28 protein-coding genes are annotated in these 26,940 nt (G+C 54.0%); 10 read left to right on the forward strand and 18 right to left on the reverse strand.

The window, feature by feature from the left end:
* Window positions 1-19: 19 nt before the first annotated feature.
* From ACIGG6_RS00660 to argC, 8 genes are all read right to left on the reverse strand, one after another.
* The gene (locus ACIGG6_RS00660) at window positions 20-787 is read right to left on the reverse strand and encodes a ParA family protein (protein WP_054640719.1); all 768 of its coding nucleotides are present in this window, start codon (window positions 785-787) and stop codon (window positions 20-22) included.
* Window positions 787-1,452 (reverse strand): 16S rRNA (guanine(527)-N(7))-methyltransferase RsmG, encoded by a 666-nt coding sequence (gene rsmG / locus ACIGG6_RS00665; RefSeq protein WP_399841227.1) that lies wholly within the window; start codon window positions 1,450-1,452, stop codon window positions 787-789. The genes ACIGG6_RS00660 and rsmG overlap by 1 nt, the downstream gene beginning before the upstream one ends.
* Window positions 1,449-3,353 carry a tRNA uridine-5-carboxymethylaminomethyl(34) synthesis enzyme MnmG gene (gene mnmG, locus ACIGG6_RS00670; protein WP_399841230.1) on the reverse strand — a complete coding sequence of 635 codons (1,905 nt, stop codon included), beginning with the start codon at window positions 3,351-3,353 and terminating at the stop codon, window positions 1,449-1,451. The genes rsmG and mnmG overlap by 4 nt, the downstream gene beginning before the upstream one ends.
* 578 nt (window positions 3,354-3,931) lie before the next feature.
* Window positions 3,932-4,690 (reverse strand): amino acid ABC transporter ATP-binding protein, encoded by a 759-nt coding sequence (locus ACIGG6_RS00675; RefSeq protein WP_399841232.1) that lies wholly within the window; start codon window positions 4,688-4,690, stop codon window positions 3,932-3,934.
* A gap of 10 nt (window positions 4,691-4,700) precedes the next feature.
* Window positions 4,701-5,372 carry an amino acid ABC transporter permease gene (locus ACIGG6_RS00680; protein ID WP_399841235.1) on the reverse strand — a complete coding sequence of 224 codons (672 nt, stop codon included), beginning with the start codon at window positions 5,370-5,372 and terminating at the stop codon, window positions 4,701-4,703.
* A 105-nt stretch (window positions 5,373-5,477) separates the two neighbouring features.
* Entirely contained in the window at window positions 5,478-6,245 is a 768-nt protein-coding gene (locus tag ACIGG6_RS00685) for a transporter substrate-binding domain-containing protein (protein ID WP_399841238.1), read from the reverse strand.
* A 149-nt stretch (window positions 6,246-6,394) separates the two neighbouring features.
* Window positions 6,395-6,748 (reverse strand): iron-sulfur cluster insertion protein ErpA, encoded by a 354-nt coding sequence (erpA, locus tag ACIGG6_RS00690; RefSeq protein ID WP_399841241.1) that lies wholly within the window; start codon window positions 6,746-6,748, stop codon window positions 6,395-6,397.
* 102 nt (window positions 6,749-6,850) lie between these two features.
* Window positions 6,851-7,885: an N-acetyl-gamma-glutamyl-phosphate reductase gene (argC, locus tag ACIGG6_RS00695; RefSeq protein ID WP_399841244.1), complete on the reverse strand. Its 1,035-nt coding sequence runs from the start codon at window positions 7,883-7,885 to the stop codon at window positions 6,851-6,853.
* 170 nt (window positions 7,886-8,055) lie between these two features.
* Between argC and ACIGG6_RS00700 the strand changes: the two genes are divergently transcribed.
* The 5 genes from ACIGG6_RS00700 to ACIGG6_RS00720 all read left to right on the forward strand — a co-directional run bounded on the left by ACIGG6_RS00700 (window position 8,056) and on the right by ACIGG6_RS00720 (window position 12,905).
* Window positions 8,056-9,855, forward strand: a complete 1,800-nt coding sequence (locus ACIGG6_RS00700) for a chloride channel protein (RefSeq protein WP_399841246.1) — start codon at window positions 8,056-8,058, stop codon at window positions 9,853-9,855.
* Between the two features lie 27 nt (window positions 9,856-9,882).
* A complete protein-coding gene (hemJ, locus tag ACIGG6_RS00705) occupies window positions 9,883-10,314 on the forward strand; it encodes a protoporphyrinogen oxidase HemJ (RefSeq protein WP_083025783.1) in 432 nt (143 codons plus the stop codon).
* Complete coding sequence (locus ACIGG6_RS00710) at window positions 10,314-11,123, forward strand: hydroxymethylpyrimidine/phosphomethylpyrimidine kinase (RefSeq protein WP_399841249.1); 810 nt, start codon at window positions 10,314-10,316, stop codon at window positions 11,121-11,123. Before hemJ ends, ACIGG6_RS00710 begins: the two co-directional genes overlap by 1 nt.
* A gap of 36 nt (window positions 11,124-11,159) precedes the next feature.
* A complete protein-coding gene (gene hemL / locus ACIGG6_RS00715; protein WP_044628587.1) occupies window positions 11,160-12,440 on the forward strand; it encodes a glutamate-1-semialdehyde 2,1-aminomutase in 1,281 nt (426 codons plus the stop codon).
* A gap of 87 nt (window positions 12,441-12,527) precedes the next feature.
* Window positions 12,528-12,905 carry a hypothetical protein gene (locus ACIGG6_RS00720; RefSeq protein ID WP_399841252.1) on the forward strand — a complete coding sequence of 126 codons (378 nt, stop codon included), beginning with the start codon at window positions 12,528-12,530 and terminating at the stop codon, window positions 12,903-12,905.
* 72 nt (window positions 12,906-12,977) lie between these two features.
* Here ACIGG6_RS00720 and ACIGG6_RS00725 read toward each other — a convergent pair whose 3' ends face one another.
* The 6 genes from ACIGG6_RS00725 to ACIGG6_RS00750 form a co-directional block, all read right to left on the reverse strand.
* Window positions 12,978-13,820, reverse strand: coding sequence for a curlin subunit CsgB (locus ACIGG6_RS00725; RefSeq protein WP_399841255.1), 843 nt, complete (start codon window positions 13,818-13,820; stop codon window positions 12,978-12,980).
* Between the two features lie 57 nt (window positions 13,821-13,877).
* Entirely contained in the window at window positions 13,878-14,399 is a 522-nt protein-coding gene (locus ACIGG6_RS00730; protein WP_399841256.1) for a hypothetical protein, read from the reverse strand.
* A 248-nt stretch (window positions 14,400-14,647) separates the two neighbouring features.
* Window positions 14,648-15,478, reverse strand: a complete 831-nt coding sequence (locus ACIGG6_RS00735; protein ID WP_399841257.1) for a CsgG/HfaB family protein — start codon at window positions 15,476-15,478, stop codon at window positions 14,648-14,650.
* A gap of 83 nt (window positions 15,479-15,561) precedes the next feature.
* The gene (locus tag ACIGG6_RS00740) at window positions 15,562-16,065 is read right to left on the reverse strand and encodes a curli assembly protein CsgF (RefSeq protein ID WP_399841260.1); all 504 of its coding nucleotides are present in this window, start codon (window positions 16,063-16,065) and stop codon (window positions 15,562-15,564) included.
* Window positions 16,065-16,595: a CsgE family curli-type amyloid fiber assembly protein gene (locus ACIGG6_RS00745; protein WP_399841263.1), complete on the reverse strand. Its 531-nt coding sequence runs from the start codon at window positions 16,593-16,595 to the stop codon at window positions 16,065-16,067. Before ACIGG6_RS00745 ends, ACIGG6_RS00740 begins: the two co-directional genes overlap by 1 nt.
* A gap of 19 nt (window positions 16,596-16,614) precedes the next feature.
* Complete coding sequence (locus ACIGG6_RS00750; RefSeq protein ID WP_399841265.1) at window positions 16,615-17,313, reverse strand: LuxR C-terminal-related transcriptional regulator; 699 nt, start codon at window positions 17,311-17,313, stop codon at window positions 16,615-16,617.
* A gap of 283 nt (window positions 17,314-17,596) precedes the next feature.
* On the opposite strand from ACIGG6_RS00750, the gene rdgB reads away from it, so the two are divergent.
* From rdgB to ACIGG6_RS00770, 4 genes are all read left to right on the forward strand, one after another.
* Complete coding sequence (gene rdgB / locus ACIGG6_RS00755; protein WP_083025684.1) at window positions 17,597-18,205, forward strand: RdgB/HAM1 family non-canonical purine NTP pyrophosphatase; 609 nt, start codon at window positions 17,597-17,599, stop codon at window positions 18,203-18,205.
* The gene (hemW, locus tag ACIGG6_RS00760; protein WP_399841268.1) at window positions 18,198-19,367 is read left to right on the forward strand and encodes a radical SAM family heme chaperone HemW; all 1,170 of its coding nucleotides are present in this window, start codon (window positions 18,198-18,200) and stop codon (window positions 19,365-19,367) included. Before rdgB ends, hemW begins: the two co-directional genes overlap by 8 nt.
* Window positions 19,368-19,427: 60 nt before the next feature.
* Window positions 19,428-20,099, forward strand: a complete 672-nt coding sequence (locus ACIGG6_RS00765) for an OmpA family protein (RefSeq protein ID WP_399841270.1) — start codon at window positions 19,428-19,430, stop codon at window positions 20,097-20,099.
* A gap of 86 nt (window positions 20,100-20,185) precedes the next feature.
* Window positions 20,186-21,031 carry a 23S rRNA (adenine(2030)-N(6))-methyltransferase RlmJ gene (locus tag ACIGG6_RS00770; RefSeq protein ID WP_399841272.1) on the forward strand — a complete coding sequence of 282 codons (846 nt, stop codon included), beginning with the start codon at window positions 20,186-20,188 and terminating at the stop codon, window positions 21,029-21,031.
* Between the two features lie 42 nt (window positions 21,032-21,073).
* On the opposite strand, the gene mnmE is transcribed toward ACIGG6_RS00770, so the two are convergent.
* From mnmE to rpmH, 4 genes are all read right to left on the reverse strand, one after another.
* Window positions 21,074-22,444, reverse strand: coding sequence for a tRNA uridine-5-carboxymethylaminomethyl(34) synthesis GTPase MnmE (gene mnmE / locus ACIGG6_RS00775; protein ID WP_399841275.1), 1,371 nt, complete (start codon window positions 22,442-22,444; stop codon window positions 21,074-21,076).
* Window positions 22,445-22,563: 119 nt separating this feature from the next.
* Window positions 22,564-24,246, reverse strand: coding sequence for a membrane protein insertase YidC (gene yidC / locus ACIGG6_RS00780; RefSeq protein WP_253505987.1), 1,683 nt, complete (start codon window positions 24,244-24,246; stop codon window positions 22,564-22,566).
* Window positions 24,247-24,361: 115 nt separating this feature from the next.
* Window positions 24,362-24,763: a ribonuclease P protein component gene (gene rnpA, locus ACIGG6_RS00785; protein WP_399841276.1), complete on the reverse strand. Its 402-nt coding sequence runs from the start codon at window positions 24,761-24,763 to the stop codon at window positions 24,362-24,364.
* A 13-nt stretch (window positions 24,764-24,776) separates the two neighbouring features.
* Window positions 24,777-24,911, reverse strand: coding sequence for a 50S ribosomal protein L34 (gene rpmH / locus ACIGG6_RS00790; RefSeq protein WP_009723348.1), 135 nt, complete (start codon window positions 24,909-24,911; stop codon window positions 24,777-24,779).
* A 526-nt stretch (window positions 24,912-25,437) separates the two neighbouring features.
* On the opposite strand from rpmH, the gene dnaA reads away from it, so the two are divergent.
* Window positions 25,438-26,907: a chromosomal replication initiator protein DnaA gene (gene dnaA, locus ACIGG6_RS00795; protein ID WP_399841278.1), complete on the forward strand. Its 1,470-nt coding sequence runs from the start codon at window positions 25,438-25,440 to the stop codon at window positions 26,905-26,907.
* The last annotated feature ends 33 nt before the right edge of the window (window positions 26,908-26,940 follow it).

A 26,940-nucleotide genomic window follows, 5' to 3' on the forward strand; every position in this document is an offset into this window, starting at 1 on the left:
AACGCTACAGCGGCAACCGTTACAACGACAGACGCCGAATCATCTCTTTAGCCAGCACGCGATAGGCTTGGCTACCCCGCGAAAAACGCGCGTATTGGGTGACCGGTACGCCGTGGCTTGGCGCTTCAGCGACTTTCACGTTGCGCGGAATCGTCGTTTTCAAAAGCGCATCGCCGAAAAAGTCGCGTAGCTGCTTATCTACTTCGCGGGTGAGACTGGTGCGCTTATCGTACATGGTGCGCAGAATCCCGGAGACGGCAAGCTCAGGATTCACGCTTTGTTTGATCTGCTCCACCGTATCCAGCAACGCGGAGAGCCCCTCTAGGGCGTAAAACTCACACTGTAGCGGAATCAGTACGCCATGGGCGGCGGTGAGTGCGTTTACTGTCAGCATATTCAGCGACGGCGGGCAGTCGATCAGCACCACGTCGTAATCGTCCGCGACGCTGGCGAGCGCGAGCGATAGGCGGCTTTGGCGCTGATCGCTATCCAGTAATTCGACTTCTGCTGCAGTGAGGTCGCCGTTACCGGGTAGAACGTCGTAGTGAACCGGTAGCCCGCGAACGATAACCTCGCCTGCAGTGGCTTCACCAAGCAACACGTCCAGCACGCTTTTCTCAAGATCGTACTTGTCGATCCCGCTGCCCATGCTGGCATGGCCCTGTGGGTCCAAGTCCACCAGCAGTACGCGGCGGTCAAGAGCAGCCAGGCTGGCGGCCAGGTTAACGGCTGAAGTGGTCTTGCCCACGCCGCCTTTTTGGTTGGTCAGGGCAATGATCTGGCTCACTACTCAACTCCTTTTGGGGTCAGGATCAACAGCTGCCGCTCGGCCGTTTCAAAGGGTACATTCAACAGGTGGCGCTCGCTGAGTTCAATGCCTTCCGGCAGGTCACGCAGCTCGTCATCGGCACCAGGGCCTTTCATTGCTAGCCACTGGCCATTTGCAGTTGGCAGGGGGCGCGTTAGCGTCACGAAATCCACCAAACTGGCAAACGCACGTGAGATCACCTGATCAAAGTGCTGGCCGGCGAACTGCTCTACCCGTGCCTGAGTAGGCGTCACGGTCGTCAGCGCCAACTCCATCACCGCTTGGCGCTGGAAGCGGACTTTCTTGCCATTGCTATCCAGCAGCGTCACCTGAAGTTCGGGCTTCATAATCGCTAGTACCAAGCCGGGTAACCCAGGCCCTGCCCCCACATCCAGCAGCGTTGGGCCGTGAACGTAGGGGGCAACGGCGGCGCTATCCAGTACGTGACGCGAGACCATTTCTTCAACATCACGCACTGCGGTGAGGTTATAAGCCCGGTTCCACTTGTGCAACAGCGCCAGTAAACCAAGCAGCTGCTCTCTCTGTTCAGCGCTAATCACAACCCCTAGCGCTGATAGGCCTTGATCAAGTCGTGGTGCAACGCCATTGGGTAAGCTGTTGACCAGCGGCTGGAGTCGACTCATCCGTTGGCCACCTCGGCGTTGGTAATCAGGCGGCGTTTTTTCAGATGCACGAGCAGAATCGATATGGCTGCGGGCGTTACCCCAGAAATCCTGGCTGCATGTGCAAGGGTTTCTGGACGGGTGTCGCTGAGTTTTTGGCGAATCTCGTTGGAGAGGCCTTCCACCCGGTGATAATCAAGCTCCGCAGGCAGCGGCGTAGCTTCATGACGCTTAAGCTTATCGATCTCATCCTGCTGACGATCAATATAGCCCTGATATTTGGCTTGAATTTGCACCTGTTCGGCCACGGCTTCGTCATGCACATCATCGCTTTCCATACCGGGGAGCGAGGTAATATCGGCATACGTTAGCTCAGGGCGTTTCAGCAAATCGCTTAAGCAGTACTCTCGGGGTAGCGGCCTGCCGGTTATTTCAGCGATTTTTTCAGCCGCCGGGCTATTGGGCTGCACCCAAGCGGTGGCCAAGCGTGCAGTTTCCCGCTCGATGGCTTCGCGCTTTTGACTAAACGCTGCCCAGCGCGTGTCGTCGACTAAGCCTAGCTCGCGGCCTTTTTCAGTCAGGCGCAGATCGGCATTATCTTCACGCAGCAGCAGGCGGTATTCCGCCCGCGAAGTAAACATACGGTAGGGCTCTTTGGTGCCCATGGTGATTAAGTCGTCTACCAAAACGCCGAGATAGGCTTCATCACGGCGGGGGTACCAAGCGTCGAGCTGTTTAGCGCGGCGAGCGGCGTTTAAGCCCGCCAGTAGCCCCTGGGCACCCGCTTCTTCATAACCGGTTGTGCCGTTGATTTGTCCGGCAAAAAACAGGTTGTGGATAAATTTGGTTTCCAGCGAGTGTTTCAAATCCCGCGGATCAAAGAAATCGTACTCAATGGCATAGCCAGGACGCGTGATGTGTGCGTTTTCTAACCCTTTGATCGAGCGCACCACCTGCAGCTGCACATCAAACGGCAGCGAGGTCGAGATGCCGTTGGGATAGAGCTCGTGGGTATCCAGGCCTTCAGGCTCGATGAACACCTGATGGCTCGATTTGTCGGCAAAGCGGTGCACTTTATCTTCAATCGAGGGGCAGTAGCGGGGGCCGATCCCTTCAATCACGCCAGAGTACATTGGCGAGCGATCCAAGTTACCCAGAATAATCTCGTGGGTGCGCTCGTTGGTGTGCGCGATATGGCAGCTCACCTGCTGGGGATGCATCTCCCGCGAGCCGAGGTAAGACATCACCGGCGTTGGGGTATCGCCCGGCTGCTCTTCCAACTGCGAAAAATCGACGGTTTTAGCATCGATACGCGGCGGCGTGCCGGTTTTGAGCCGGTCAACGTGAAACGGCAACGCACGCAGTCGTTCTGCCAGCGCGTTGGAGGGCGGATCACCCGCGCGGCCTCCGCGACTTTGATCCAACCCGATGTGGATAACGCCACCCAGGAAGGTACCGGTTGAGAGCACGACGGATTCCGCGTGAAAGCGAATGCCGGTTTCAGTCACGACGCCGCGTACGGTGTCGTTATCCACAATGAGATCACCTGCCGCCTGCTGAAAAATCGTCAGGTTGGGCTGGTTTTCCAGCATGCCGCGAATGGCGGCTTTGTAGCGGATGCGGTCGGCCTGGGCACGGGTTGCACGTACCGCTGGCCCTTTGCGTGCGTTGAGCACGCGAAACTGGATGCCGCCTAAATCCGTGGCTAGCCCCATTGCACCGCCGAGCGCATCAATTTCTTTCACCAAATGGCTCTTGCCGATGCCGCCAATGGCGGGATTGCACGACATTTGGCCAAGCGTCTCGATGTTGTGGGTTAGCAATAGGGTTTGACAGCCCATGCGAGCAGAGGCCAGTGCGGCTTCAGTTCCCGCATGGCCACCGCCGATGACAATCACGTCAAAGCGGTCGGGGTAGTTCAAGAGACACCTCGTCTTGCGCCTGTTGGCACGGATGATGTGGTCAGCGATTCAGCGCTGTTGGAATAAGCCCGCCAGTATAAACCTCCTGTGGGTAACCGTCAGGTTTTTCCACACCCCAACCTAAGGGTTCAGTCTTTATTAATAACAAAATAAAAATAAATAAGAGAAGTTCTGTTGATGTAGTAACTACTGGTGTGGACAAAATCTGTTGATAAGTCTACTAACTCTATTTTTATCAATATTTTACATTGTTGACCTTTAAGTGGTTAAGCAGCGGAGTGCCTGCGTAGAAGCGGTGTTAGAGCTGTGGATGAAAGTGCGACTTACCCACAAGGCTGACTGACAACGGGTTATCCACCGCTGGGTACCTGGCTTGTTACCGCACCTGTGAACAACCTGCTTCATATACTCTAATCATGCGGATAAGCGCTCATGGTGGGCTTCGTGGCGAAGTAGCGAGAAGCGTGTAAAAAATAGTATCCACAGGCAAAAAAAATGGCCTGTCATGAAGACAGGCCATTAGATAGGACGTTTTAAGCGCAATATTGGCGATTTAAGAACACATGGTTAGCACGAAATTAGTGCTTCAGTACCCGTGCCAAGAACGACTGCGTGCGCTCGTGTTGAGGGGCATCAAACAGCTGCTCGGGGGTGCCTTGTTCGGCAATTTCGCCTTTATGGATAAAGATGATGCGGTCAGCCACCTCACGGGCAAAGCCCATTTCGTGGGTAACGATCACCATGGTCATGCCTTCTTTGGCAAGCTCCCGCATGGCATCCAGCACTTCACCAATCATCTCGGGGTCGAGGGCGGAGGTTGGCTCATCGAACAGCATGAGGCGCGGCTCCATCGCCAGCGCACGCGCCAGCGCCACACGCTGCTGCTGGCCGCCAGAGAGCTGGCTGGGGTACTTATTTGCCTGGTCGGCAATACCTACGCGATCAAGTAGCCGCTTGGCAGTCTCTTCGGCGTCCTGGCGGCTCCAGCCACGCACCTTCATCGGTGCGAGAGTGACATTATCGAGCACGCTCAAGTGGGGAAACAGATTGAACTGCTGAAACACCATGCCCACTTCGGTGCGGATGGTTTGCAGTGCCTGACTGCTTTTACCGTTGGGTAGCAGCGTATTGCCGTCCACATCCAGGCTGCCTGACTGAAACTCTTCCAAGCCGTTGATACAGCGAATGAGCGTGGATTTACCGGAACCGCTGGCCCCGATGACCACGACGACTTCACCTGGAACGATCTCCAGGTCGATGTCATTAAGTACGTGTAGGCTGCCAAAGTGCTTGTGGAGCTTTTGCATACGCACAATAGGCGTTTGAGTAGAGGTCATTGTGCGCTCCTTATTGTCCGGCGAGGCTGCGGCTTTCGAGTTGACGCAGCACCAGTGAGAGGGTCCAGGTAATGGCGAGATACATCAGCGCCACCATGAAGTAGACCTCTAGCGCGGTGAAGGTGGTGGCGATATAGATCTGCCCTTGACGTACCAGCTCACTGACCCCGATGACGGAGAAAAGCGAGGTATCTTTGATACTGATAATGCCCTGGTTGCCCAGCGGTGGAATCATACGGCGCAGTGCCTGGGGCCAAATAACATAGCGGAAGGCTTGTACCCGGGAGAGGCCAAGCGATAGCGATGCTTCCCGCTGGCCGCGCTCGATGGACTGCACACCGCCGCGCACGATCTCAGAGATATAGGCACCGGAGTTGACGGCAATGGCGGCAATACCGGCGACCAACGCGTTGATAGGCCCGCCCAGGAGCTGTGGCAAGCCATAAAAAATGAACAGTACCTGCACCAGAATGGGCGTACCACGGAACACTTCGATATACACAATGGCTGGCCAGCGTAACCAGCGCACTGGGCTAATGCGCAAAAGACCAAAGAAAATACCGATGAAAAAACCAATCGCCAGACCACCAAACGAAATCAGTAGGGTCCAGGGAATACCGGGTAACAAGTAGGGGATCGAGCTAAAGGCAGCCGACCAATCAAACTGAAAGTTAACGTCCACGCGTTATCTCCAGGCAAGAGGAACAACGACACAGGGCCGGGGGAAATGGCCGCCCGGCCCTGTGGTGAGAGTCGCTTTAAGCGTTGGTTATGGTCTATGCGCTACTTACTCAGCGCTGGGTGCTTCACCGAACCACTTCGTGTAGATCTCATCGTAGGTGCCATCTTCACGCATAGCGGCCAGCGCTTCGTTGGTCGGCTCTACCCACTCGCTGCCTTTGTGGAACACGATGCCGTACTGCTGACCCTCATACAGCGGGCCGACCACTTTGGTGCGGCCTTCGCCACGGGTTTGTGAGAAGTAGGCAACGTTCGGCGCATCGTAAAGAACGGCGTCAACGTTGCGCCCCAGCAGTGCCATGTACATATCAGCGGTGCCGGGGTAGGGCGTGATATCGGCGTCTTCACCTAGCTCTTGCTGGAGAAAATCGTAGCTGGTGGAGCCGATTTTGGTGGCAATCGTCAGGCCTTCGAGGTCTTCAATGGAAGAAACCTCTTCGTTATCGGCACGCACGATGATTTGTAGACCGGAATCGTAGTAGGGGTCAGAGAAGTCGACGACCTGGGAGCGCTCGTCGGTGATGGTGGTACCCGCAATGGCGATCTCCTGGCTGCCGGTTTGGACGGCGGGAATAATGCCAGAGAACTCCATGGTGGTGAGGTTGACTTCAAAGCCAGCGCGTTCAGCGACTTCGTTGATGATGTCCATGTCGAAACCGATCATTTCACCGGTCTCAGGGTCGAGCATCTCGAAAGGCACAAAGCTTGGGTCAGTGGCCACGTTAACAGACGGCGTTTGTGCAAACGCGGTGGTACTGCCCAAGCCCAGTGTGATGGCGGTCGCAATGGCAGAGGTAGTGAGTAAGTGTTTCATTAGTTTCCCCATGTTTTATGTGGTTTGCTGCGCTGTTTATAGAATTTTTTTTCTGATAAATCGGGCAAGCAAACGTTATTGACCTTTCAACCTTGGCGAGAAACCGCCAAGGCGTCAAGTCATGGGGAAGGGGTTGCCACCAACGTTGGTCACACCATAAAGGAGGCACCGCACCCGCAAGTGGTGGTGGCATTTGGGTTTTGGACACGAAAACGTGCGCCCGCTAAGCCCTCTTCATAATCGACCGTGGAGCCGACCAAGTATTGATAAGAGAGCGGGTCGACGACCAGCGTGGCATCCCCAAACTCAATCAGCGTGTCGTCTTCGGCAACGTTGTCCGCAAAGTCAAAACCGTATTGAAAACCTGAGCAGCCGCCACCGGTAACATACACGCGCAGTTTCAGCGACGGGTTACTCTCTTCAGCCATTAACGCTTTGATACGTTTGCGTGCGCTGTCTGACAGTAACAGAGGGGTTGGAACAAAAGCTTCTGCACCGCTCATGGGTACCTCCCGCGAGCTTTAAGAACGAATAATCCGCATTGGGGGGTGATTATGGGTAATTCCCAGCAAATTGGTCAACTATTGCTGGGAATTACTCAAACGTTAGGGCATTAGTGCGGGGGCGTTGAGCCCCATGTGCTCGTCAAAGCCAAACATCAGGTTGAGGTTTTGAATGGCTTGACCAGAGGCGCCCTTCACCAGGTTATCGATGACCGAGAGCACCACGACCGTATTGCCGTTACTCGGGCGGTGGACCGCGATCCGGCAGGTATTGTTGCCTTTAACGCTGCGGGTTTCCGGGTGGCTGCCAGCGGGCATCACATCCACGAACGGCTCGTTGGCGTAGCGCTGCTCGAACAGTGCCTGTAAGTCGCCGGGCTCGGCGGTCAGCGTGCTGTAAAGCGTGGCGTGAATGCCGCGGATCATGGGCGTTAGATGGGGCACAAAGGTCAACCCCACCGGGTTGGGCTGCATGTCGCCCAAGCCTTGACGAATTTCCGGCAGGTGGCGGTGGCCGCCCGCTCCGTAAGCTTTCATCGATTCGCTGGCCTCGGCGAGCAGCGAGGCGACCTTAGCGCCGCGGCCAGCACCGGTCACACCGGATTTACAGTCGGCAATCAGCTGGCTCGGATCAACTAAGCCCGCTTCTAACAGCGGCAGGTAGCCTAGTTGAACGGCGGTGGGGTAGCAGCCAGGAACGGCAATCAAACGCGCTGTTTTGATCTTCTCGCGGTGCATTTCAGGCAGTCCGTAGACGGCTTCTTCCAGCAGTTCCGGCGCGCCGTGGGGTTGGTCGTACCAGCGGCTCCACTCGTCGGCATCCCGCAGGCGGAAGTCGGCGGAGAGGTCGATTACCCGGGTTCCGTTAGCCAGCAGCTCGCCTGCAAGCGCATGGGCAACGCCGTGGGGTGTGGCGAAAAAGACCGCATCCATCGCGCCCAGCGCTTTGGCGTCAGGTTCGCTAAACGCCAGCGTGTCGTAGTGGCCGCGTAAATTGGGGTACATGTCGCACACTTTCACGCCCGCCTCTGAGCGAGAGGTGATGGCTTTCACGCTTACCTGGGGATGCTGGGCCAGCAGCCTGAGAAGTTCGACGCCGGTGTAACCGGTGCCGCCTACAATGCCAACGTTAATCACAAACCACTCCTTGTGTGCTTCGCACAGCCAACGCTTGAATAATTAACAGCCTAATCAGTGTGGCCAGGCTGTTGAAGTGTATCCAGCTATGATACACAAGAGAGCCAGCGCTTAAGAGCGCTGTGCAACGCGAGACAATGAAACGAACAACAAACGCAAGGACGGACGTTGTGGCACGTTTTTCTCGGTCAGATTTCACTCTAGAGAGCTTTCGCCGCCAGTTGGCGAACGTGGATGCCTTACCGCAGCTGTGTGTGCTGGGGTTGGTGTCTGGGGTGATTACTGGGGCAGTGATGGTGGCGTTTCGCCTGCTGCTTGAAGCCGGGGCGGTGCTCTATATGCCGGAGGGGGATCCGGAAGCCTTCGAAGGATTGTCACCGTGGCTGAGAGCACTTCTGCCGATCGTCGCCGTCACATTGATTGGCCTGTTGCTATATCGGCAGCGCTCCGCTGCGCGCAAGCTCGGGGTCAGCCATGTGATTGAGCGTCTCACCTATCACCAGGGGCGCTTTCCGCTGCGTAACTGGCTGAACCAGTGGTGGGTGGGGGTCGTCTCCGTGTTGGGTGGCTTATCCGCCGGGCGCGAAGGCCCTGCGATCCATTTAGGCGCGGCGGCTTCCAGCGGGTTAGGGCTAAAGCTGCGGCTGCCCAATAACAGTTTGCGGGTGCTGGTGGCCTGCGGCACGGCAGCCGGTATTTCGGCTTCGTTCAACACGCCCATCGCTGGGGTGATCTTTGCCATGGAAGTGGTGATGATGGAGTACACCCTGATGAGCTTTATGCCGGTGATCTTAGCCTCCACCATGGGCGCGCTTGTGGCTCAGGTGATGTATGGCAACGAGCCTGCCTTTCGGATTCCTGAGGTGGCGTTAGGATCGCTGATGAACCTGCCCTGGATCGTCATTGTTGGCTTGGTGATTGGGTTAATGGCAGGCGTATTTATCCATATCTCTCGCAGCCAGCGCTTACAAAAATTGCCGTTGTGGTTGAGATTAGCAGTGGTAGGCGTGGCCACTGGGGCGTTGGCATGGTGGTTCCCTGAAATTCAGGGGATCGGCTACGACAGCGTCGCCGCAGCGCTGAATAATCAGCTGACGATCACGGTGCTGTTGGCGCTGATGGTGGCCAAGCTGCTGATTACGGCGATTACCGTCGCTGGCGGTGTGCCCATCGGTATTATCGGCCCAGTGCTGGTGGCGGGGGCGGCCACTGGGGCGCTAGGCGGTATGCTTGGTGGCTGGCTATGGCCCGATAAAGCCGCGGACCCGGGCATTTATGCCATGCTGGGCATGGCGGCGATGATGGGGGCCGTCCTTCAGGCGCCTCTTGCAGCGCTGATGGCGCTATTAGAGCTGACGCATACACCCAATATCATGCTGCCGGGGATGCTGGTCGTGGTGGTGGCCTGCTTGACGTCGCGGCAGCTGACGGGCTGTGAAGGTTTTTTCATTAGCTCGGTGCGCTACGGGTTACACCCGCTGCAGCAGCCGCTGATGCAGGCGCTCTCCCGGGTATCAGTACCGGCGGTGATGGAGCGCCAACTGGTGCGCACCGAACGGATGATTACGCCAGACCAAGCCCGCCGCTTGCTGGAAACCAACCCCATGTGGCTAGTGATCGAGCGCTCTAGTGAAGAGAAGCCCGTGCTGGCGCTGAAGGCGGCGGAGCTTGCCCGCTGGCTGTTGGAGCACGATGAGGCGCTTGATGGAGAAGCGCCGCCGGAGGATGAGTTGATTGATCTTTTGGAGATTCCCGGCCAGCGGCTGGAAATGGCCCCGATTGGTTTGCAGGCCACGCTATCGGAAGCGTTTTTAAAGCTTCAAGACAGCGCGCTTGGGGCGCTTTATGTGGTGCATGGCTATCGACCAAAGCAGCAGCGAATTTCAGGTATCATTACCCGGGGCGCGATCGAGCGTTATTACCACTACACTGACGCTCGGCAAACAGATGCCCGCGAGACCGATTCCTAGCCATACGTCACCGCCTAAGGAGAGACCATGTACGAATGGGTAAAGGCTATTCACTTGATGGCCGTTGTTACTTGGTTTGCCGCACTGTTCTACCTGCCAAGACTTTATGTGTACCACGCCATGGCCCGGGACAAAGGCGATGAGCAAGCGATCACTTACTTCAAAACTATGGAGCGTAAGCTCTATCGCGGCATCATGACGCCATCGATGATCCTGGTGCTGATTTTTGGTGGTTGGATGCTCTATTTGGTGCCTGCGTGGTTTAGCCAGGGCTGGATGCACGTTAAGCTCACGCTGGTTGCGCTGTTGATTGCCTACCACCACGTTTGCCTGATCTACCTGAAGCAGTTTGACCAGTCGCGCTGCACCAAGAGCCACGTATTTTTTCGCTGGTTCAATGAAGCGCCTGTGATTGCGCTGGTCGCGATTATTCTACTGGCGGTAGTGAAGCCCTTTTGATGCGCCAACCCCTTCCCCCCGTCGTTTTAGTGTTAGCAGGCCATGACCCCACGGGCGGTGCCGGACTGGTCGCTGATAGCGAAGCCATCGCCGCCTGCGGCGGTTGGGCGGTGACGATCCCCACGGCGATGACCGTGCAGAACTGCCACAACGTGTCGCGGGTGATGCCCGCCGACCCTGGCGCCATGCGGCAAATGGCCGAAGCCGTCGGTGATATGCAGATTGCCGCGATCAAGCTCGGCCTGCTGGCGGATGAAGCTACGCTACGCGCTGCGGAGCAAATTATTCGCCGTTTTCCTGGGGTACCCGTGGTTGCTGACCCGGTTCTCAAAGCAGGGGGAGGCACTATGTTATCCACAGCTGCTTTGCAGGCGCTTTACCGTGATCGGCTGCTACCGCTTGTGGATATCTTAACCCCGAACCGCTTTGAGCTAGCGGCGCTGACGCCTGAGATCCATGAGCCTCATGACGATACCGCCCGTGCGGTGTCACTACTGTCTCAGGGTTGCCAAGCAGTGTTAGTAACGGCAACGGATGACCCATTACCCGGTACGGCACAGCAAGTGGTGCATACACTGCATTCGCCCGACACCACTCGCCAGTGGCAATGGCCGCGGCTGCCGGAAGTGTTTCATGGTTCCGGCTGTACGCTCGCGTCGGCCTTGGCAGCGCGACTAGCAGTAGGTGAGCGCTTACCAACGGCGTGTGAACAGGCGCAGCACTTTACCTGGGAGAGCTTGTCTCACGGCTACCAACCCCCGAGCGGGCAGTGCTTGCCGAATCGCTTGCCACGCCCCGTGCGCTTTTGATCTCATTGGTAGTAAGTCATTTATATAGAGGATGCCATGACCACATCTGCTGAACTGTTTGACCTCGCGAGTCGCCATATTCCTGGGGGCGTGAACTCTCCTGTGCGTGCCTTCAAAGGGTTGCACCGCCCGCCGGTCTTCATGGAGCGTGCGCAGGGTGCCTACCTCTTTGATGTGGAGGGCAACCGCTACGTCGATTACATCGGTTCCTGGGGGCCGATGATCACCGGCCACGCTGATCAAGACGTACTGGCAGCCGTGCGTGCGCGGTTGGATAACGGGCTCTCGTTCGGTACCCCCACCGCCGTGGAAACCACCATGGCAGACCTGATCTGCGACATGATTCCCTCCATGGAAATGGTGCGGATGACCAGCTCGGGCACCGAGGCCACCATGTCAGCGATTCGGCTGGCGCGGGGCACCACGGGTCGCGATAAGATCGTTAAATTTGAAGGTAACTACCACGGCCACTCGGACTCCTTGCTGGTAAAAGCGGGCTCCGGTGCCTTGACCCACGGCGAGCCCAGCTCTCCGGGTGTACCCGCCTCGCTGGCCGAGCACACCATCACGCTTTCCTACAACGACCCGGAAGGCGTAGAGGCGTGTTTTGCAGAGATCGGTGAGCAAATTGCCTGCATTATCGTGGAGCCGGTGGCGGGCAATATGAACTGTATTCCACCTCAGCCGGGCTTTTTGGAAACCCTGCGCCACGTTTGTAACGAGTACGGCAGCATCCTGATTTTTGATGAGGTGATGACGGGTTTCCGCGTAGCGTTGGGCGGTGCCCAGGCTTACTACGGTGTCACGCCGGATTTGACCTGTTTGGGTAAGATCGTCGGTGGTGGTATGCCGGTCGGCGCGTTTGGTGGCAAGCGCGACATTATGCAAAACATCTCTCCGCTGGGGCCGGTATATCAGGCGGGCACCCTTTCGGGTAACCCGCTGGCCATGGCCGCCGGTGTGGCGCTACTCACTAAGCTGCAGGTACCGGGCTTCCACGATGCCTTGAGCCAGCGCGTACAAACGCTGTGTAACGGCCTGCAAGAGCGCGCCAACGCAGCCCGAGTGCCGATGATGACGCAATCAGCGGGCGGCATGTTTGGTCTTTTCTTTACCTCTCAATCGCGGGTCGATAACTTTGCCCAGGCGACTGCCTGTAACCCGGATGCCTTCCGCCGTTTCTTCGGTGCGATGCTCGATCATGGCGTTTATCTCGCGCCTTCTGCCTATGAAGCGGGCTTTATGTCCAGTGCCCATACGCCTGAGGATATCCAGCTCACTCTGGATGCCGCAGAGAAAGCCTTTGCTGTTATGTAACACTAGGTAACTGGTAGTTAGAACGCCTGCTACACTGCAAGAGCCGCTCATGTTGAGCGGCTCTTGTGGTTAACGAGGTAGCTAACCATGAAACAACCATCGGCTTGGCAAGCTTTACGTTTACACGGCGCTCTGTTTACCGCCGTGCTCACCTTTGGCTTTCCCTTAACAGGGCTAGCCGCACAGGAGCAGGATATGACCCAGATCCACATCACCATGAGCGGCTCCCCCGGCGCTGAGTTTTCCGCCGAGTGGCGCATTACCCACAATGGCGAAACCGTTGAGCATCCTGAAACCCAGGGCACGGTACCCGCAGAATTCACTTTTGAGGGCGATACCTTAGAGGGCACAGTAAAATTACTAAGCGATGACGAGCGGCTGGAAGTGGATATTGTGAAGGGTAACAACCGTTCTCGTTCTTCTACTCAAGGCAAAGGCGGCACACTGACGGTGATGGTGCATTAAGACATAAAAAAACCGCCCCGACGGGGGCGGTTGATACAAGCGCTAGGTACGCTTATTTGTGTATAGCTGCGATTATTGGCCTTGGCTCACATAATTAGTGTTGTTATTACCGTAAGTCTCAATGGTTGAGTTGTGGCTGCCGCCCCATAAGTAGCCGCTTTGGGTAACGTGTTGTGCGTTATTGCTGCCTTGGGTGTAAATATAGGAGTCGTGGTTATAACCAGACTGCATGACGTCGTGAGTGTTATGGTCACCAACAGCAAGAATCGTACTGTCTAGCGAATAACCATTTTGTGTCACATAAGCTTCATTATAGTTGCCACTTAGATACGTGTAACTATCATTTTCATTTCCAATCTGAGTAATGTTGGCATTATTATGAGTGCCATTTTCTTCTACTACAGATACGTTTTCTTCACCATCTTGCTTAACAGTGGCTTTGTTATTGTTACCTTCAAGATAGACATAGCTATCATTAAATTTGCCATCTTGTGATACTGTTGAGCCGTTGTGGTTGCCAATTTGCTCTACTACCGAAATGTTCTTAAAACCATCTTGATCGATGGTTGCTGTATTGTTGTCACCTTGTTGATACACAGTCGAATCATTCAAGGCGCCTAGCTGGGTAACATTGGCTTTATTGTGCTGGCCAATCTGGTCAATTCCAGAGTCATTATTGCCAGGAAACTTAGTAGCAATCCCTGAGATATCGTCCTGAGAAACAACAGTCGAGTTATTATTTCCCTCTTGGTAAACGCGTGATGTTTGGGTACCCCACTGGGTAATATCGTTAGTATTGTGGTTACCGCTTTGATAAATTGTGGAGTCGCTACCTGATGACCAGTACTGTGCAGACGCAGCAGTACTCATAGCGAAGGCAACGGCGGCAGCGATAGTAGTGATTTGAGTTTTCATGGTGTTTCCCCATTATGTCATACTTGCTTTAGTTATTACTGAGACAACGGTTGCTGCTCAGTAGGTTTCGACGGTGACTGGGCGTGCACTGGCTGAAAACGATTGTTGTTCAACACTAATGCCGCGGTAGCCACTCCCCGACTGTGAAACTTGAATGTCGCTATAATGGCCAGTTTGGGAAATATAAGTTTCTATTTGCTTTTCATTCCCAGACTGAGAAATATTGGCAATATGACTGTTGCCCTTTTGTAAGATAACACCAACGTTGTTGCCCCCCGTTTGCTCAACGTTGGCAACGTTCCAGTTTCCTTGCTGAAAAATTTTAGAAAAATTTCCTGCTTGATAACGAGCAGAGTAGGACTGGGAAACATTGGCGTTATTATGGTTGCCCACTTGTTTAATAATGCTGTAATTGCCTTGGTAATGGTGGGAGGGCATATCGTTAAAATACTGCTCAATACGGTGATTAGAAGAGTCTGCAAAGGACGGCAGAGAAACCATTGCCATCACAACACCGGCAACAACTGTCTTATAAAAACTAAGCTTTACTGTCTTAGGCTTGGCTGAGTTAGGTGTCATTGCAGCACTCTCTCTGTTTCGTTTTGTATCAATTTGTATTCATGTGTTGAGTTTGGGTTATTTAAATTTTTGCGCAATAAGACATTTTTTTATGGTAAGGATGTATTTTATAATTAAAAAATTACGATATAGTTGTAGTTATCTCATTATGTTTAGTGCAAAAAAAGCGGCTTTTCTAAAATGAAAAGCCGCATGTGCTCACTTCTTGATTTTATAATGGTAGATATATAAGAGAAGTGGATTAGCAGTTATAAGACTGGGGTAGGCGCGTTAAGGTAATCCGCTAGTATGGTGCTTTGTAAATCAGTACCATTAGATAGATTCCATAAATTACTCTCCACACCCCGAGCAACTAAATGAATAACGGCAGACTCGATAGCTGACATCACTGCTAGTTGCACGGGCTCGTTAGTGGTAATTCCTGCTTCAGCTTCTAGCAATCGCCTAAAGTCAATAAAGCGGTATACGCCTGCGCGTAGTTCTTTGGAGTAAATGGTTTTTGTGGTCGTTACGTTGGCGAGAACTTCACCCGTCGATATTTCTACGGCCCGTAAATTAACGGTGACCTGGTCAACTTGATACTGCCCTGATGCTCCGATACCAAAATACTCAGCGCCAGCCCCACCGGTTCGCACGTTAGATTCATAGGCGATAATACCGCCTTCTAACATGACCGATGCCGCTCTTAACGATGGCAGTGTATCCGGTTGACCAAAGCGCTCAAATTCGGCACGTATGATGCGACGCTCGGTAAGCAGGTTCTGAAGCCCAACGCGCTCAAGAGGAATAAACCAGCCAGAGTCTGCCAGCGCACCAGTGAGCATTGCGGCTGCCCCTTGCGTTACGGCCGTTGAAAAGGTGCTGGCGGGTGCTGGCCGATACTGACCGGTTTGATCGCGGAAATCATAAACCGAAACAAATATTTTCCCAGCGGGTGGCGGTAGGGAGACAAGGTCTTGGTAAGTAGCTCCTCGAGGCGTTAATGTTGCTTGAGCACCCTCTAGATTTTCTGAGGTGGCTACCATTCCGGCACAGCCACTTAAAAGGCTGACCATTAGTAGTGAAGCGATAATTTTCATGTGGATCCCCTGATAGCACCAATAACATTCGTTATCCGGTTTAATGACCGTGTTAATTTTTTTAATAAGAATAAGAAGGTAGGTTAGGGGTTAAATAAACCACCAACGCTTATATTAGTCACATCGCCCGTCACTTTATCGACGACTCTGACGACGAGTTGTCCGCCTTCGTCGCGTACGACGACACTAAATTCGCCACTGTCGAAAGAGCCTTCACCAATATCTCCAGCCCCTACATCATTAATCAGTTGAGATATTAATCGGCTTTCCAGGCTTTGAATGAGCCGGTCTGTTGCTGAGAGCGTTTCGATGCTTCTCGCATTGGGGTCGGTGTTAGTATCCTGCGATTGCGCTTTGCCGAGTAAATAGCTTCCAGTAAAAGGGTCTCCGCCAAAGGAGGGGTTGATCGGTTGGTAGATCAACTCACCAGCGGCTATATTGGAAGAGGCTAAGCCTGTCATACCGGCTATGACGGCTACGCTCAAGGTACTTTTTTTAAATAGGGATTTTATATAGAAAGCTTTCATAAGCGAAGTGTTTATACGCATAGCTTCTATACGCAGGATTGTTAAAAACGTCGCGTTCATTAGTTTAGCTCCTCTTTGCCTAGGTCTTTGTCTGAAGTAAGTGCCGCTGTCAGCCGCTGCTGAAGCAGTGCTTCTTCGACGATTTGCACAGCATCTCCGGCTACGCGATCTGCTTCACTGATCCTGGGAGAGAGCTGCGTTCTGAAATACATCCGGTTGCCTTCCATGATCCAGAGCTGGCTACCCCATCGAGCATCAGGGCGTTCCTGGACAGTAATCGTGGCATTGCCAATGAGCGGGTTATCCATCGCCAGTTGGCTAAACGCGCGATAAAACGTCTTGCCTGCCATGGTGATGGTGCGGTCCACCAATACACCGGTGAGCTCACTTCCCCCATTGGTATTTGCTAACACTTCAGGCCCATCTGGGCTGGAGAGCTTATTAATGGCATCAATCGCTTCTTGCTCATTTTGCCCGTTAGCGGGCAATGCATCGTCTGATTGAATAGGCTCTTCAGCTAATGCAATAGAGGTTGTTAACCAAATAGATATAGTGACAATGCCTATGAATAAACGGTGTATCGATAGCATAGCGAATCACCTTTTGGGTTTAGCATTGCCGATGACGCTGCAAACTTCGTGCAGTCTCAATATTGGGAAGAATGGGCCCTAGGTTTTGGTGAATCCAGTTAAGTGCTTGAATACGATTATGGACGTTAATTTTCCGGAAGATGTTATAGAGATGCGATTTAACCGTATGCTCGCTAACAAATAGCTTATCGGCAATTTGTTGGTTGGATGAGCCAGAGCTTAACAGTGAGATAATTTCCATTTCTCGGTTGGTTAAACCACAGGCAGGACGGAAAGCATTACTTTGATATTTACGATAAAAGAGGATTAGTCGGGCCATTAAATCCCGAGACATCCATAGTTCGCCTTCCAGCAATGCATGTATGCCTTTACATATAACTTCCAAGCTTTCATTCCGATAAAACACTCCTTTTAACTGAGCGCAGGAGAGAGCTTCTAAAGCATGGTCCATATCTCGGATGTTAAAGGCGGCAAGGGGGGTTTTTGCTAATGGTTCGGGAAGCTTGTCTTGCCACTCGGGCAGAGCATCAATCCAGATGTGATCGCTATCAATCAAGATCAGGAGTTTGTCTGAGGTGGCAGTGGGTAAGGTACCACGGGGTGGGTGAATGCTAACCGTACATCCCGTGTGCTGATGTAAGTAGTCAGCAAACAGCTGCGATTGAGGGCTTTTTTCGGTGACGATGTACACCAAGCCTTGAAGTTTTTCTTGTGACATTAGGTAGACCTCATGGAAATAAAGCGTGAGCAGGTGACTACTAGAGTGTTGCCCATAAGCCACATTTCGTAAAGTTTTGTTATCAAAATAATGGCAAAAGTAATTTTTATATAGTTATTCTATTTTGCAATATTTGATTATAGTTTTGTTTTTTAAAGATATTTTTTCTTATTCCTGATTTTTTGGCGCCAGTTTTTTAAGATACACTGAGTTACATTTTGTCGCCTTTAGCTGCGTTTCGGATAGGCGTAAACTGAGAACCTTCTGTGAGGAGGTAGCCCCAATGAATGCATCGAACACGCTTGTTTTAGCCAGCGGAAATGCCGGTAAATTAAGAGAATTCAATCAGTTGCTGTCGCCGCTAGGGTTGGACGTACGGCCTCAAGCAGAATTTGGTGTGCACGATGTGGAGGAGACAGGCCTCACGTTTGTCGAAAACGCTTTGTTAAAAGCGCGTGAAGCCAGCCGAGTAAGTGGGTTACCTGCGCTAGCAGATGACTCTGGGTTAGAAGTAGATGCGCTGCATGGGGCGCCAGGCATCTATTCCGCTCGCTATGCGGGTGAGCCTAAAAGTGACGAACGTAACAACGAGAAACTGTTGGCGGCGCTCAGTGAGTGCGCGGAAGGTCAGCGCACGGGCCGTTATTGGTGCGTTTTGGTCTATTTACGCCATGCAGAAGACCCGGTGCCCGTGATTGTGCAGCGTAGCTGGGAGGGAGAAATCCTTGCCCATCCTCGCGGCGAGGGTGGTTTTGGTTACGACCCGCTCTTTTGGTTACCCGACCAGGGCATGAGCGTCGCCGAACTACAAAGCGAGACCAAAAACCGCTTAAGCCATCGAGGGCGCGCGCTTCACGCCCTAGTAGATATTTTGAAGGTGGCGCATGGCTGATCAGCTGCCGCCACTATCGCTTTATATTCATACGCCTTGGTGTGTACGCAAGTGCCCCTATTGCGATTTTAACTCCCATGAACCTGATTCTAGCGAGCTACCCGAAGCGGCGTACCTGGCCGCTTTACTTAGCGACTTGGACGGTGATGTATCGTTGGCTTCTGGCCGAACCATTCAAACTATTTTTATCGGTGGGGGTACGCCTAGTCTTCTTTCTCCTGGGTTTTATCAACAGTTGTTTGAAGGTATCCGCCAGCGACTGCCTTTTTCACCCACGATTGAAATCACGCTGGAAGCGAATCCAGGCACGACCGAGCAGCAGCGGTTTATCGGTTACCGGGAGGCAGGTATTAATCGGTTGTCTCTAGGCGTACAGAGTTTCCGCCCAACCCAATTGAGCGCTTTAGGGCGAATTCATAGCGGTAACGAAGCGGTGACGGCCATCAGCGAGGCCAGGGCAGCGGGATTTGATAACCTCAATATTGATCTGATGCATGGACTACCCCAGCAAACGCCCGAGCAAGCCATGGAAGATATTGACCAGGCGCTTGCCCTCAATCCTGAACATCTTTCTTGGTATCAGTTAACCCTAGAGCCTAATACGGCGTTTTTCTCGCATCCGCCACCACTGCCAGAAGAGGAAGCGCTGTGGGATATTCAGGAAGCGGGGCACCAGCGCCTGGAGCAGGCTGGATTAAACCGGTATGAGATCTCAGCCTATGCCCGCCCAGGATGTCAGAGCCGCCATAACCTGAACTACTGGCGATTTGGCGACTATTTGGGGATTGGCGCAGGCGCTCATGGAAAACTCACCCATATAGATTCCCAGGGGGAGTGGCAGATTGAGCGGCGTTGGAAAACCCGCCAACCCGATGCGTACTTACGTCGCGCTAACGACCCGCGTGGTTTTGTGGCAGGCCAGCAGCTCATTGAACCCCAGGAGCTGCCCCTTGAGTTTGCCATGAACGCGCTGCGTTTAACGGAAGGCGTGACATTAGCGGATTGGTTTGCCAACACTGGCCAGCCAAATGCTCTGTTACTTAGCCGTTTACAAAGCGCCCATGAAAAAGGACTTTTAGTGGAAATGCCTGAAAAGCTGCGTGCATCGCCTCAAGGTCTATTATTCTTGAACGAGTTGCTGGCCTTAATCAGCGAAGAGTGATCAGTACAAGTGACCAGCGATCAATAAGGCAATAACCCAATCATAAGCAAGGAGTGAGTGATGCGTATTTCTCGACTACTGACCCCGTTAGCAGCGGCTATTTTATTGGCTGGCTGTGCGACTTCCGACCCTTACGGCGGTCAAACGCAGCGCTCTAGCACCGCGATGGGCACCGGCATTGGCGCGGCGATTGGCGCGGCTGCCGGCGCGCTTTCGGGCGATGGCAGCACCAGCCGCCGTGACCGTGCGCTAATTGGTGCCGCAGTAGGCGCGGCGGCCGGTGCTGGTGTGGGTGTGTACATGGACCGCCAAGAGCAGCAGTTGCGTGACAATCTGCAAGGCTCGCGTATTGAGATCGATCGCCGTGGCGACGACATCGTGCTCAATATGCCCAGCAGCGTTACGTTCGGGTTTGATTCGGCTGAGCTGACCGCCGACGCGCGCAGCGCCCTCAATGAAGTGGCCAACGTACTCACCGAATACACCGACACCCGCGTTAACATCGCAGGCCACACGGATAGCACCGGCGATGCCAGCTACAACCAGCGTCTCTCTAAGCGTCGTGCTCAGTCGGTTGGTAGCTACCTGAGCCAGAACGGTGTTTCCTCTATGCGCTTAAACACCATGGGTTACGGTGCCAATCAGCCGGTCGCTAGTAACGATAATGAACAGGGGCGTGCTCAAAACCGCCGGGTTGAAATTACCCTGACCCCTACCGGTAACGGCCAGTAATGTGATGCGTTAATCTCAGCATTGCTGTCTAGAGCCCGCTATGCTCACATAGCGGGCTTTTTTTGTTCAACTGCAAGCGAGCTGCCATGCTGTCGTATCAACACGCCTATCACGCCGGTAATTTTGCCGATGTCCAGAAGCATTTAACGCTTTATGCGGTGGCTGATTATTTATTACGTAAAAAATCAGCAGTTACATATGTTGATAGTCATGCGGGGAGAGGACTCTATCCGCTAGCCACCAAAGAGACCCAGCGGCTTCAAGAGTACCGGGAAGGTATCGCTCCGCTCTGGCAGGCCCGACAGCAGCTGAGCGACCCACTGCTCAGCCGTTGGCTTACCGCTTTGAATTCAGCACAACCCAACGCTGATGCGCTATCTCACTACCCGGGTTCACCCTGGTGGCTTGCTCAGGCGCTACGTGACCATGATCAACTGCGTCTATTTGAACTACACCCGGGTGAGCATGAACATTTGAGTGGCCAGACGCTGCCAAAGCAGGCACGTCGCGTATACGGCGATGGGTTGCAGGGGCTGAAACAGTTGGTGCCGGTGTCGTCGCCACGAATGTGCGTGTTAGTAGACCCTAGCTACGAGCGCAAAGCGGAGTATCAAGAGGTTGTCGACGCGGTTGCTTATACCCTGGAAAAAGTGCGCCACGCCGTGGTGATGATTTGGTACCCGCTGCTGCCTGCTGGGCATCACGAAACGTTGCTCAGCGGCCTTGAAGCGAGCGGCATTCGCAAGATTTGGCACAGCGAGCTGCTGCTTCGAGCCGCGGGGGAGAGTGCGCACGGGATGTACGGTAGCGGCATGGTGGTCATCAATCCGCCCTGGGGGCTGGATGAGCAGCTTGCTGCAGCGATGTCGCAGGTGACACCGCTGCTGGGGAGCGACAGCCACTACCGCGCCAAATGGCTGGTGGGCGAGTAGTGACGGATAGTCGTGGTGGATGATGTGTTACGAGTGGCTCGGTTACTTGCCAATACAGAAGCTGCCAAAAATTTCGCCAAGCAGATCATCGGCGCTAAATTCGCCGGTGATCTCTCCCAGCGCCTGCTGCGCATCCCTTAGGTCTTCGGCAAGCAGCTCGCCTGCACCGTAGCCATCTAGCTGTGCTCGCCCGGTATCAAGTGCCGCCATGGCGCGGTCAAGGGCATCCAGGTGGCGGCGGCGGGCGGAGAAGCGGCCCTCTGTCGTTGCAGAGAAGCCCATCACCTCTTTCAGATGCGTTTTCAAACTATCCACACCCTCTCCGGTTTTCGCAGATAGCCGAATAATCGGAGTGGCTGTGGATAATTCAATGCCCGGCGCTTCAGCACTGGCATCGATTTTATTACGCACCAGGGTAAGCCTGCTTTGATCGGGGAGGCGCTCCACGAACTCAGGCCAGATGCTCATTGGGTCGGTAGCCGCTGTGGTGGATGCATCCACCATGAGCAGTACGCGGTCGGCCTTTTCGATCTCTTCCCACGCCCGTGCAACACCGATTTTCTCTACTGCATCGGGCGTATCACGCAGCCCGGCAGTATCGATAATATGCAGCGGCATGCCGTCTAGGTGAATGTACTCCCGGAGTACGTCCCGCGTTGTGCCCGCGATATCTGTGACGATGGCAGTATCCTGCTCGGTTAGCGCGTTCAGTAGGCTCGATTTACCTGCATTGGGGCGTCCTGCAATCACCACGCTCATGCCCTCGCGTAGCAGAGCGCCTTGCCCAGCGGCCTTACGAACAGCAACCAGCGCCTGCTGAACACTCTCTAAGTGCGTGGCGACATGGCCATCGGCGAGAAAGTCGATCTCCTCCTCCGGAAAATCGATGGCAGCTTCAACGTAAACGCGCAGCTCAATCAGCCGTTGGACCAGTGCAGCAACCCGCTGTGAGAACTCGCCCTGAAGCGAGCGCACGGCGTTCTCAGCGGCGGAGCGGGAGGTGGCATCAATTAGGTCGGCAATCGCTTCCGCCTGTGCCAGATCCAGCTTGTCGTTAAGAAAAGCCCGTTCAGAGAACTCCCCAGGCCGGGCCAGGCGAGCACCTAGCTGCAGGCAGCGCTCAAGCAGCATATCCATAATGATGGGGCCGCCGTGGCCTTGCAGCTCCAGCACGTCTTCACCGGTGAAGGAGTGGGGGCCGTTAAACAGTAGCGCTATGCCCTCGTCAATAATGCCCTCAGCGCCGTGAAACGGACCGTAGTGGGCGTAACGAGGAGCAGGGCAATTACCCAGTATTTCAGCGGCTATCGCGCGGCAAGCGGGGCCTGACACGCGAATAATACCAACGCCGCCACGGCCGGGTGGGGTTGCCAAGGCGGTAATGGTGTCTTGGGTATAGAGTCGATCGGCCATGGCGCTTCCTAGTGTCTAGAGAGATGAGTGTATCGTGATGGCGCTCATGATGAGCAGGTTAGGCCTAAAACGCCAGACCCCCGCAAAGGCGGGGGTCTGGGAGTAGCAGAGGAGAGCGATTACTTGGTTCGCATCCCTTTGCCGACGCTTGGGTCATTCTCAATACTGCGCGTAATAAAGTACTGCTGCGCCACCGAGATGATGTTGTTGACTACCCAGTAGATGACCAAACCTGCCGGGAACCACAGGAAGAAGAAGGTGAAGATAATTGGCAGCATCTTCATGATCTTCGCCTGCATGGGGTCTGGCGGTGTCGGGTTCAGCATCTGCTGAACAAACATCGAGATACCCATCAGAATCGGCAGGATGAAATAGGGGTCTTTCACCGAGAGATCCTGGATCCAGAACATGAACGGCGCGTGGCGCAGCTCAACGGATTCCAGCAGCATCCAGTACAGGGCGATAAATACCGGCATCTGTACCAGAATCGGCAAACAGCCACCTAGCGGATTGATCTTCTCTTTCTGGTAGAACTTCATCATCTCTTGAGACATTTTCTGGCGGTCGTCGCCATACATCTCTTTGAGACGCTGCATCTCTGGGCCCAGTTTGCGCATACGCGCCATGGACTTGTAGGCCTTGGCAGACAGCGGGAAGAGCACCAGCTTCACCAGCACGGTAAGCAGAACGATCGACCAGCCCCAGTTACCGACGATGTCGTGGATCTTATCCAGCAGCCAGAACAGCGGGTTGGCAATGAACCAAAGCCAGCCGTAATCCACGGTGAGCTTAAGGTTCGGTGCGACTTGCTCAAGGTAGTCCTGAACCTTCGGACCCATGTAGAGCGTAGCACTCAGCGTAGCTTCGCCATCGGCGGCGACGCTGCTGGTGGGGCCAGCAAAGGCCACTACGTTACGATCACGAGAATCGGTCGTTACGTAGTAGAGGTTTTGCTGGTTTTGTGGCGGTGCCCAAGCGGAGACGAAGTAGTGCTGGATCATCGCAACCCAACCACCCTGCGCTTCGCGGTTCTCGAAGCTACGGCTTTGAATAGTTTCAAAGTCGATCTTCTCGTAACGCGCTTCCGGCGTGGAATAGGCGGCCCCCAGGTAGGAGTTCATCCCCATGGCCACACCGCTAGACGGGTCCGGGCTATTGTCGCGAGCCAGCTGACCAATAAAGCGAGCACTCACCGGCGCATCGGTGTTATTGGCTAGATAGTAGCTCACGTTAACCGCATAGCTGCCGCGATCAAATGTCAGGCGCTTGATGACCTCAACACCGTTCACGTCGGCGGTAAGGTCAACGCTTAGCTGCTCTTCTTCGTCACCCAAGCGGTACTCGTTACGCTCAGGAGTGAAGGCAATGCGGCTTGCTTGGCCATCTAGCTGTAGCCCTGAGCGGGCCACGTAGCTACGCGTAGCGTTATCCGATAGCAGCACGTAATTGCGGTCGGAATCCAGCGTCAGCTTATGCTGCGGCAGGGCAGCGTAGACAATATCGCCACCAAAGGGGTCGATGCGTACGTCAAGTACGTCGGTGGTGACGGCAATAAAGTCGCGGCTGGCGGTGTCGCTTTCAGCATCACCGACGCCTTCGCTGATGGCGTTTTGAGGAGCGGAAGTGCTAGGTACAGAGAGATCATCGCTACCGTTCTCGCTCGCAGGAGCCCCGTTACTGCTTTGGGTTATCTCAGGCGTTGAGTCGTAGGTGGTCTGCCCGTAATCCTGATTCCACTGTACAACCAAAAGGTAGGCAAGCACTGCCAGTGGAATCAGTAATAAAAGTCGTTTTACGTCCATGAGGGTTCTGCCCGATGGGTGGTGAACATGCTAATGGCGCAGTGTCATTTACTCGACCCATGACACACGAAAGCCTGCCAAGCGGCAGGCCGAGGTCGAGCGGCGAGGTATGTCGTCAAGCGTCACGTGTTACGCCATGAGGCGGGGGAGGTGCAGACACCGCCTGTGCGTCGCGCTGAAGCCGTTTCCACATGCCGTGTAGCTGGCGAGTGAGCGTCTCATTATCGACATCCTGAACGCCGCGCTTCGCCAATATCACGATATCCACAGAGGGTAAGTGATCCTGACGTAAGCGAACGGATTCCCGAACGAGTCGCTTGAAGCGGTTACGATCAACAGCGAGCTTCACATTTTTTTTGCTGACCACCAGTCCAATACGGGGATGCCCCCGGGTACTCATGCGCGCTAGCGCCATCATACCTTTGCCATGAACTTTCAGGTCGGCCTGTTCAAACACGTGACTAAAATCCCCGGCATTTAGCAAACGTAAGCACCGGGGAAAGCCTTGTTGCGACACACGCAATCCGAGATCAGGCGCTCAGACGCTTGCGGCCTTTGGCGCGGCGGCGTGCGATAACGGCACGGCCGTTTTTGGTTGCCATACGAGCACGGAAGCCATGCGCGCGCTTGCGCTTGAGAACGCTGGGTTGAAAAGTGCGTTTCATAACTCGTTATTCCCACGTGGTTTAGGACGGAAAGTGAATTCCAAAAGACCCGGTCCAGTGAGGAACTAGCCGGGGAGTTTCAATTCAAGACCGGAAATTGTAGAGACTTCCCGCGCTGGGTGCAATTTTTCCTTGCATAAAAAGCGTGAAAAAGGCAATAGCTCCGCTGTGGAGTCGATTCAACTTGGGGCACACTACTATTACTAATGAAGTTATTTAAAACTTACTGTTATTAATAGTGGGGATACTATTTGTGGATAAGTGGTTTTAGCACAATTTTATCAACAGCTTAAAACAATAAAAAATCTGTGTATAAGCATCGAATAACGAGCGAATAAACTGTGAGTTTGATGTGGTCAACCGAAGACAAAACAGCCCAAAATAGAGTTGTACCCATGGCATCACCGGGTTTTCCTGAACCCTTACCTAAAGTTGTCCACAGGTGAAAAAGAGCCGTTAGTGCGTGTGGATAACCACTTCGTTGGGCGCTACAATGGTCGGCCGTTTTCAACCGATGGTGAGATGAGTGTCGCTCGCGCTTTGGCAACAGTGCCTGGACTACCTGCAGGACGAACTGAATTCACAGCAGTTCAACACCTGGATACGTCCGCTGCAGGCAGAAGAAGGAGACACCAATGAGCTACGCTTATTGGCGCCGAATCGCTTTGTGCGCGACTGGGTGAGTGATAAGTACGCTAAGCGTATTAGTGAGCTAATGCGTGAGCTCGCCCCTTCTAAACCTCCCAAGGTCAGCTTAACCGTCGGCAGTCGGCGGGCTGCAGCGGCTGCGCCGCAACCCAGAGAGCTGGGTAATCCGGTCTCGGCCGCGCCAGCACAGCCGTCATCCCCCGCCGTTCATACTCCGCTGCGTGGTGATATTGGCGATGAGCGTGAGATTGACCAACTGCGTGAAGAGAGTGTTCCTAGCCGTCGTGGCAACGAACGTCAGGTTCAAGTCGAAGGCAGCTTAAAGCACAGCAGTGGCTTAAACCCTAATTTCACCTTCGATACCTTTGTAGAAGGTAAATCGAACCAACTTGCCCGTGCAGCTTCCCGCCAGGTGTCGGAAAATCCTGGTGGCGCTTATAACCCGCTGTTTTTATACGGTGGTGTTGGCTTGGGTAAAACGCACTTGATGCATGCTGTGGGCAATGCACTGGCAGGTCGTCGTGAAAATGCACGCGTGGTCTACCTGCACTCCGAGCGTTTTGTCGCCGATATGGTGAAGGCGCTGCAGCTTAATGCGATTAACGACTTTAAGCGTTTCTACCGCAGCGTCGATGCTCTGCTGATTGACGATATTCAATTTTTTGCCGGTAAAGAGCGCTCTCAGGAAGAGTTTTTCCATACGTTCAATGCGCTGTTAGAGGGCGGTCAGCAGATGATTCTCACCTCTGACCGCTACCCCAAAGAGATTAGTGGCGTTGAAGAGCGTCTTAAGTCGCGCTTTGGCTGGGGGCTTACCGTGGCGATCGAGCCGCCGGAGCTTGAGACACGAGTGGCGATTTTGATGAAAAAAGCCGATCAAGCAAAAGTGGATTTGCCCCACGATGCGGCTTTCTTTATCGCTCAGAAGATTCGCTCTAACGTGCGTGAGCTTGAAGGCGCGTTGAAAAAGGTCATTGCTGACTCCCACTTTATGGGTAAAACCATTACTCAAGACTTTATCCGCGAGTCGCTGAAAGACCTACTGGCGCTGCAGGATAAGCAGGTGGGGGTGGATAATATTCAGCGCACGGTGGCTGAATATTACAAAATCAAGGTGGCGGATCTGCTCTCTAAGCGGCGCTCCCGTTCGGTAGCGCGCCCGCGACAGGTCGCTATGGCGCTGGCGAAAGAACTAACCAACCATAGCCTGCCTGAGATTGGCGATGCATTTGGTGGCCGCGATCACACCACCGTGCTGCACGCCTGCCGAAAAGTAAAAGCACTGCAGGAAGAGAATGCGGATATCCGTGAGGATTACAAAAACCTTCTTCGTCTGCTAACCAGTTAACCTTTTTCGTTTACGCCTGCCATGGGCAGGCCT

Source organism: Vreelandella lionensis (assembly GCF_044543515.1).
Lineage (GTDB): Bacteria > Pseudomonadota > Gammaproteobacteria > Pseudomonadales > Halomonadaceae > Vreelandella > Vreelandella lionensis.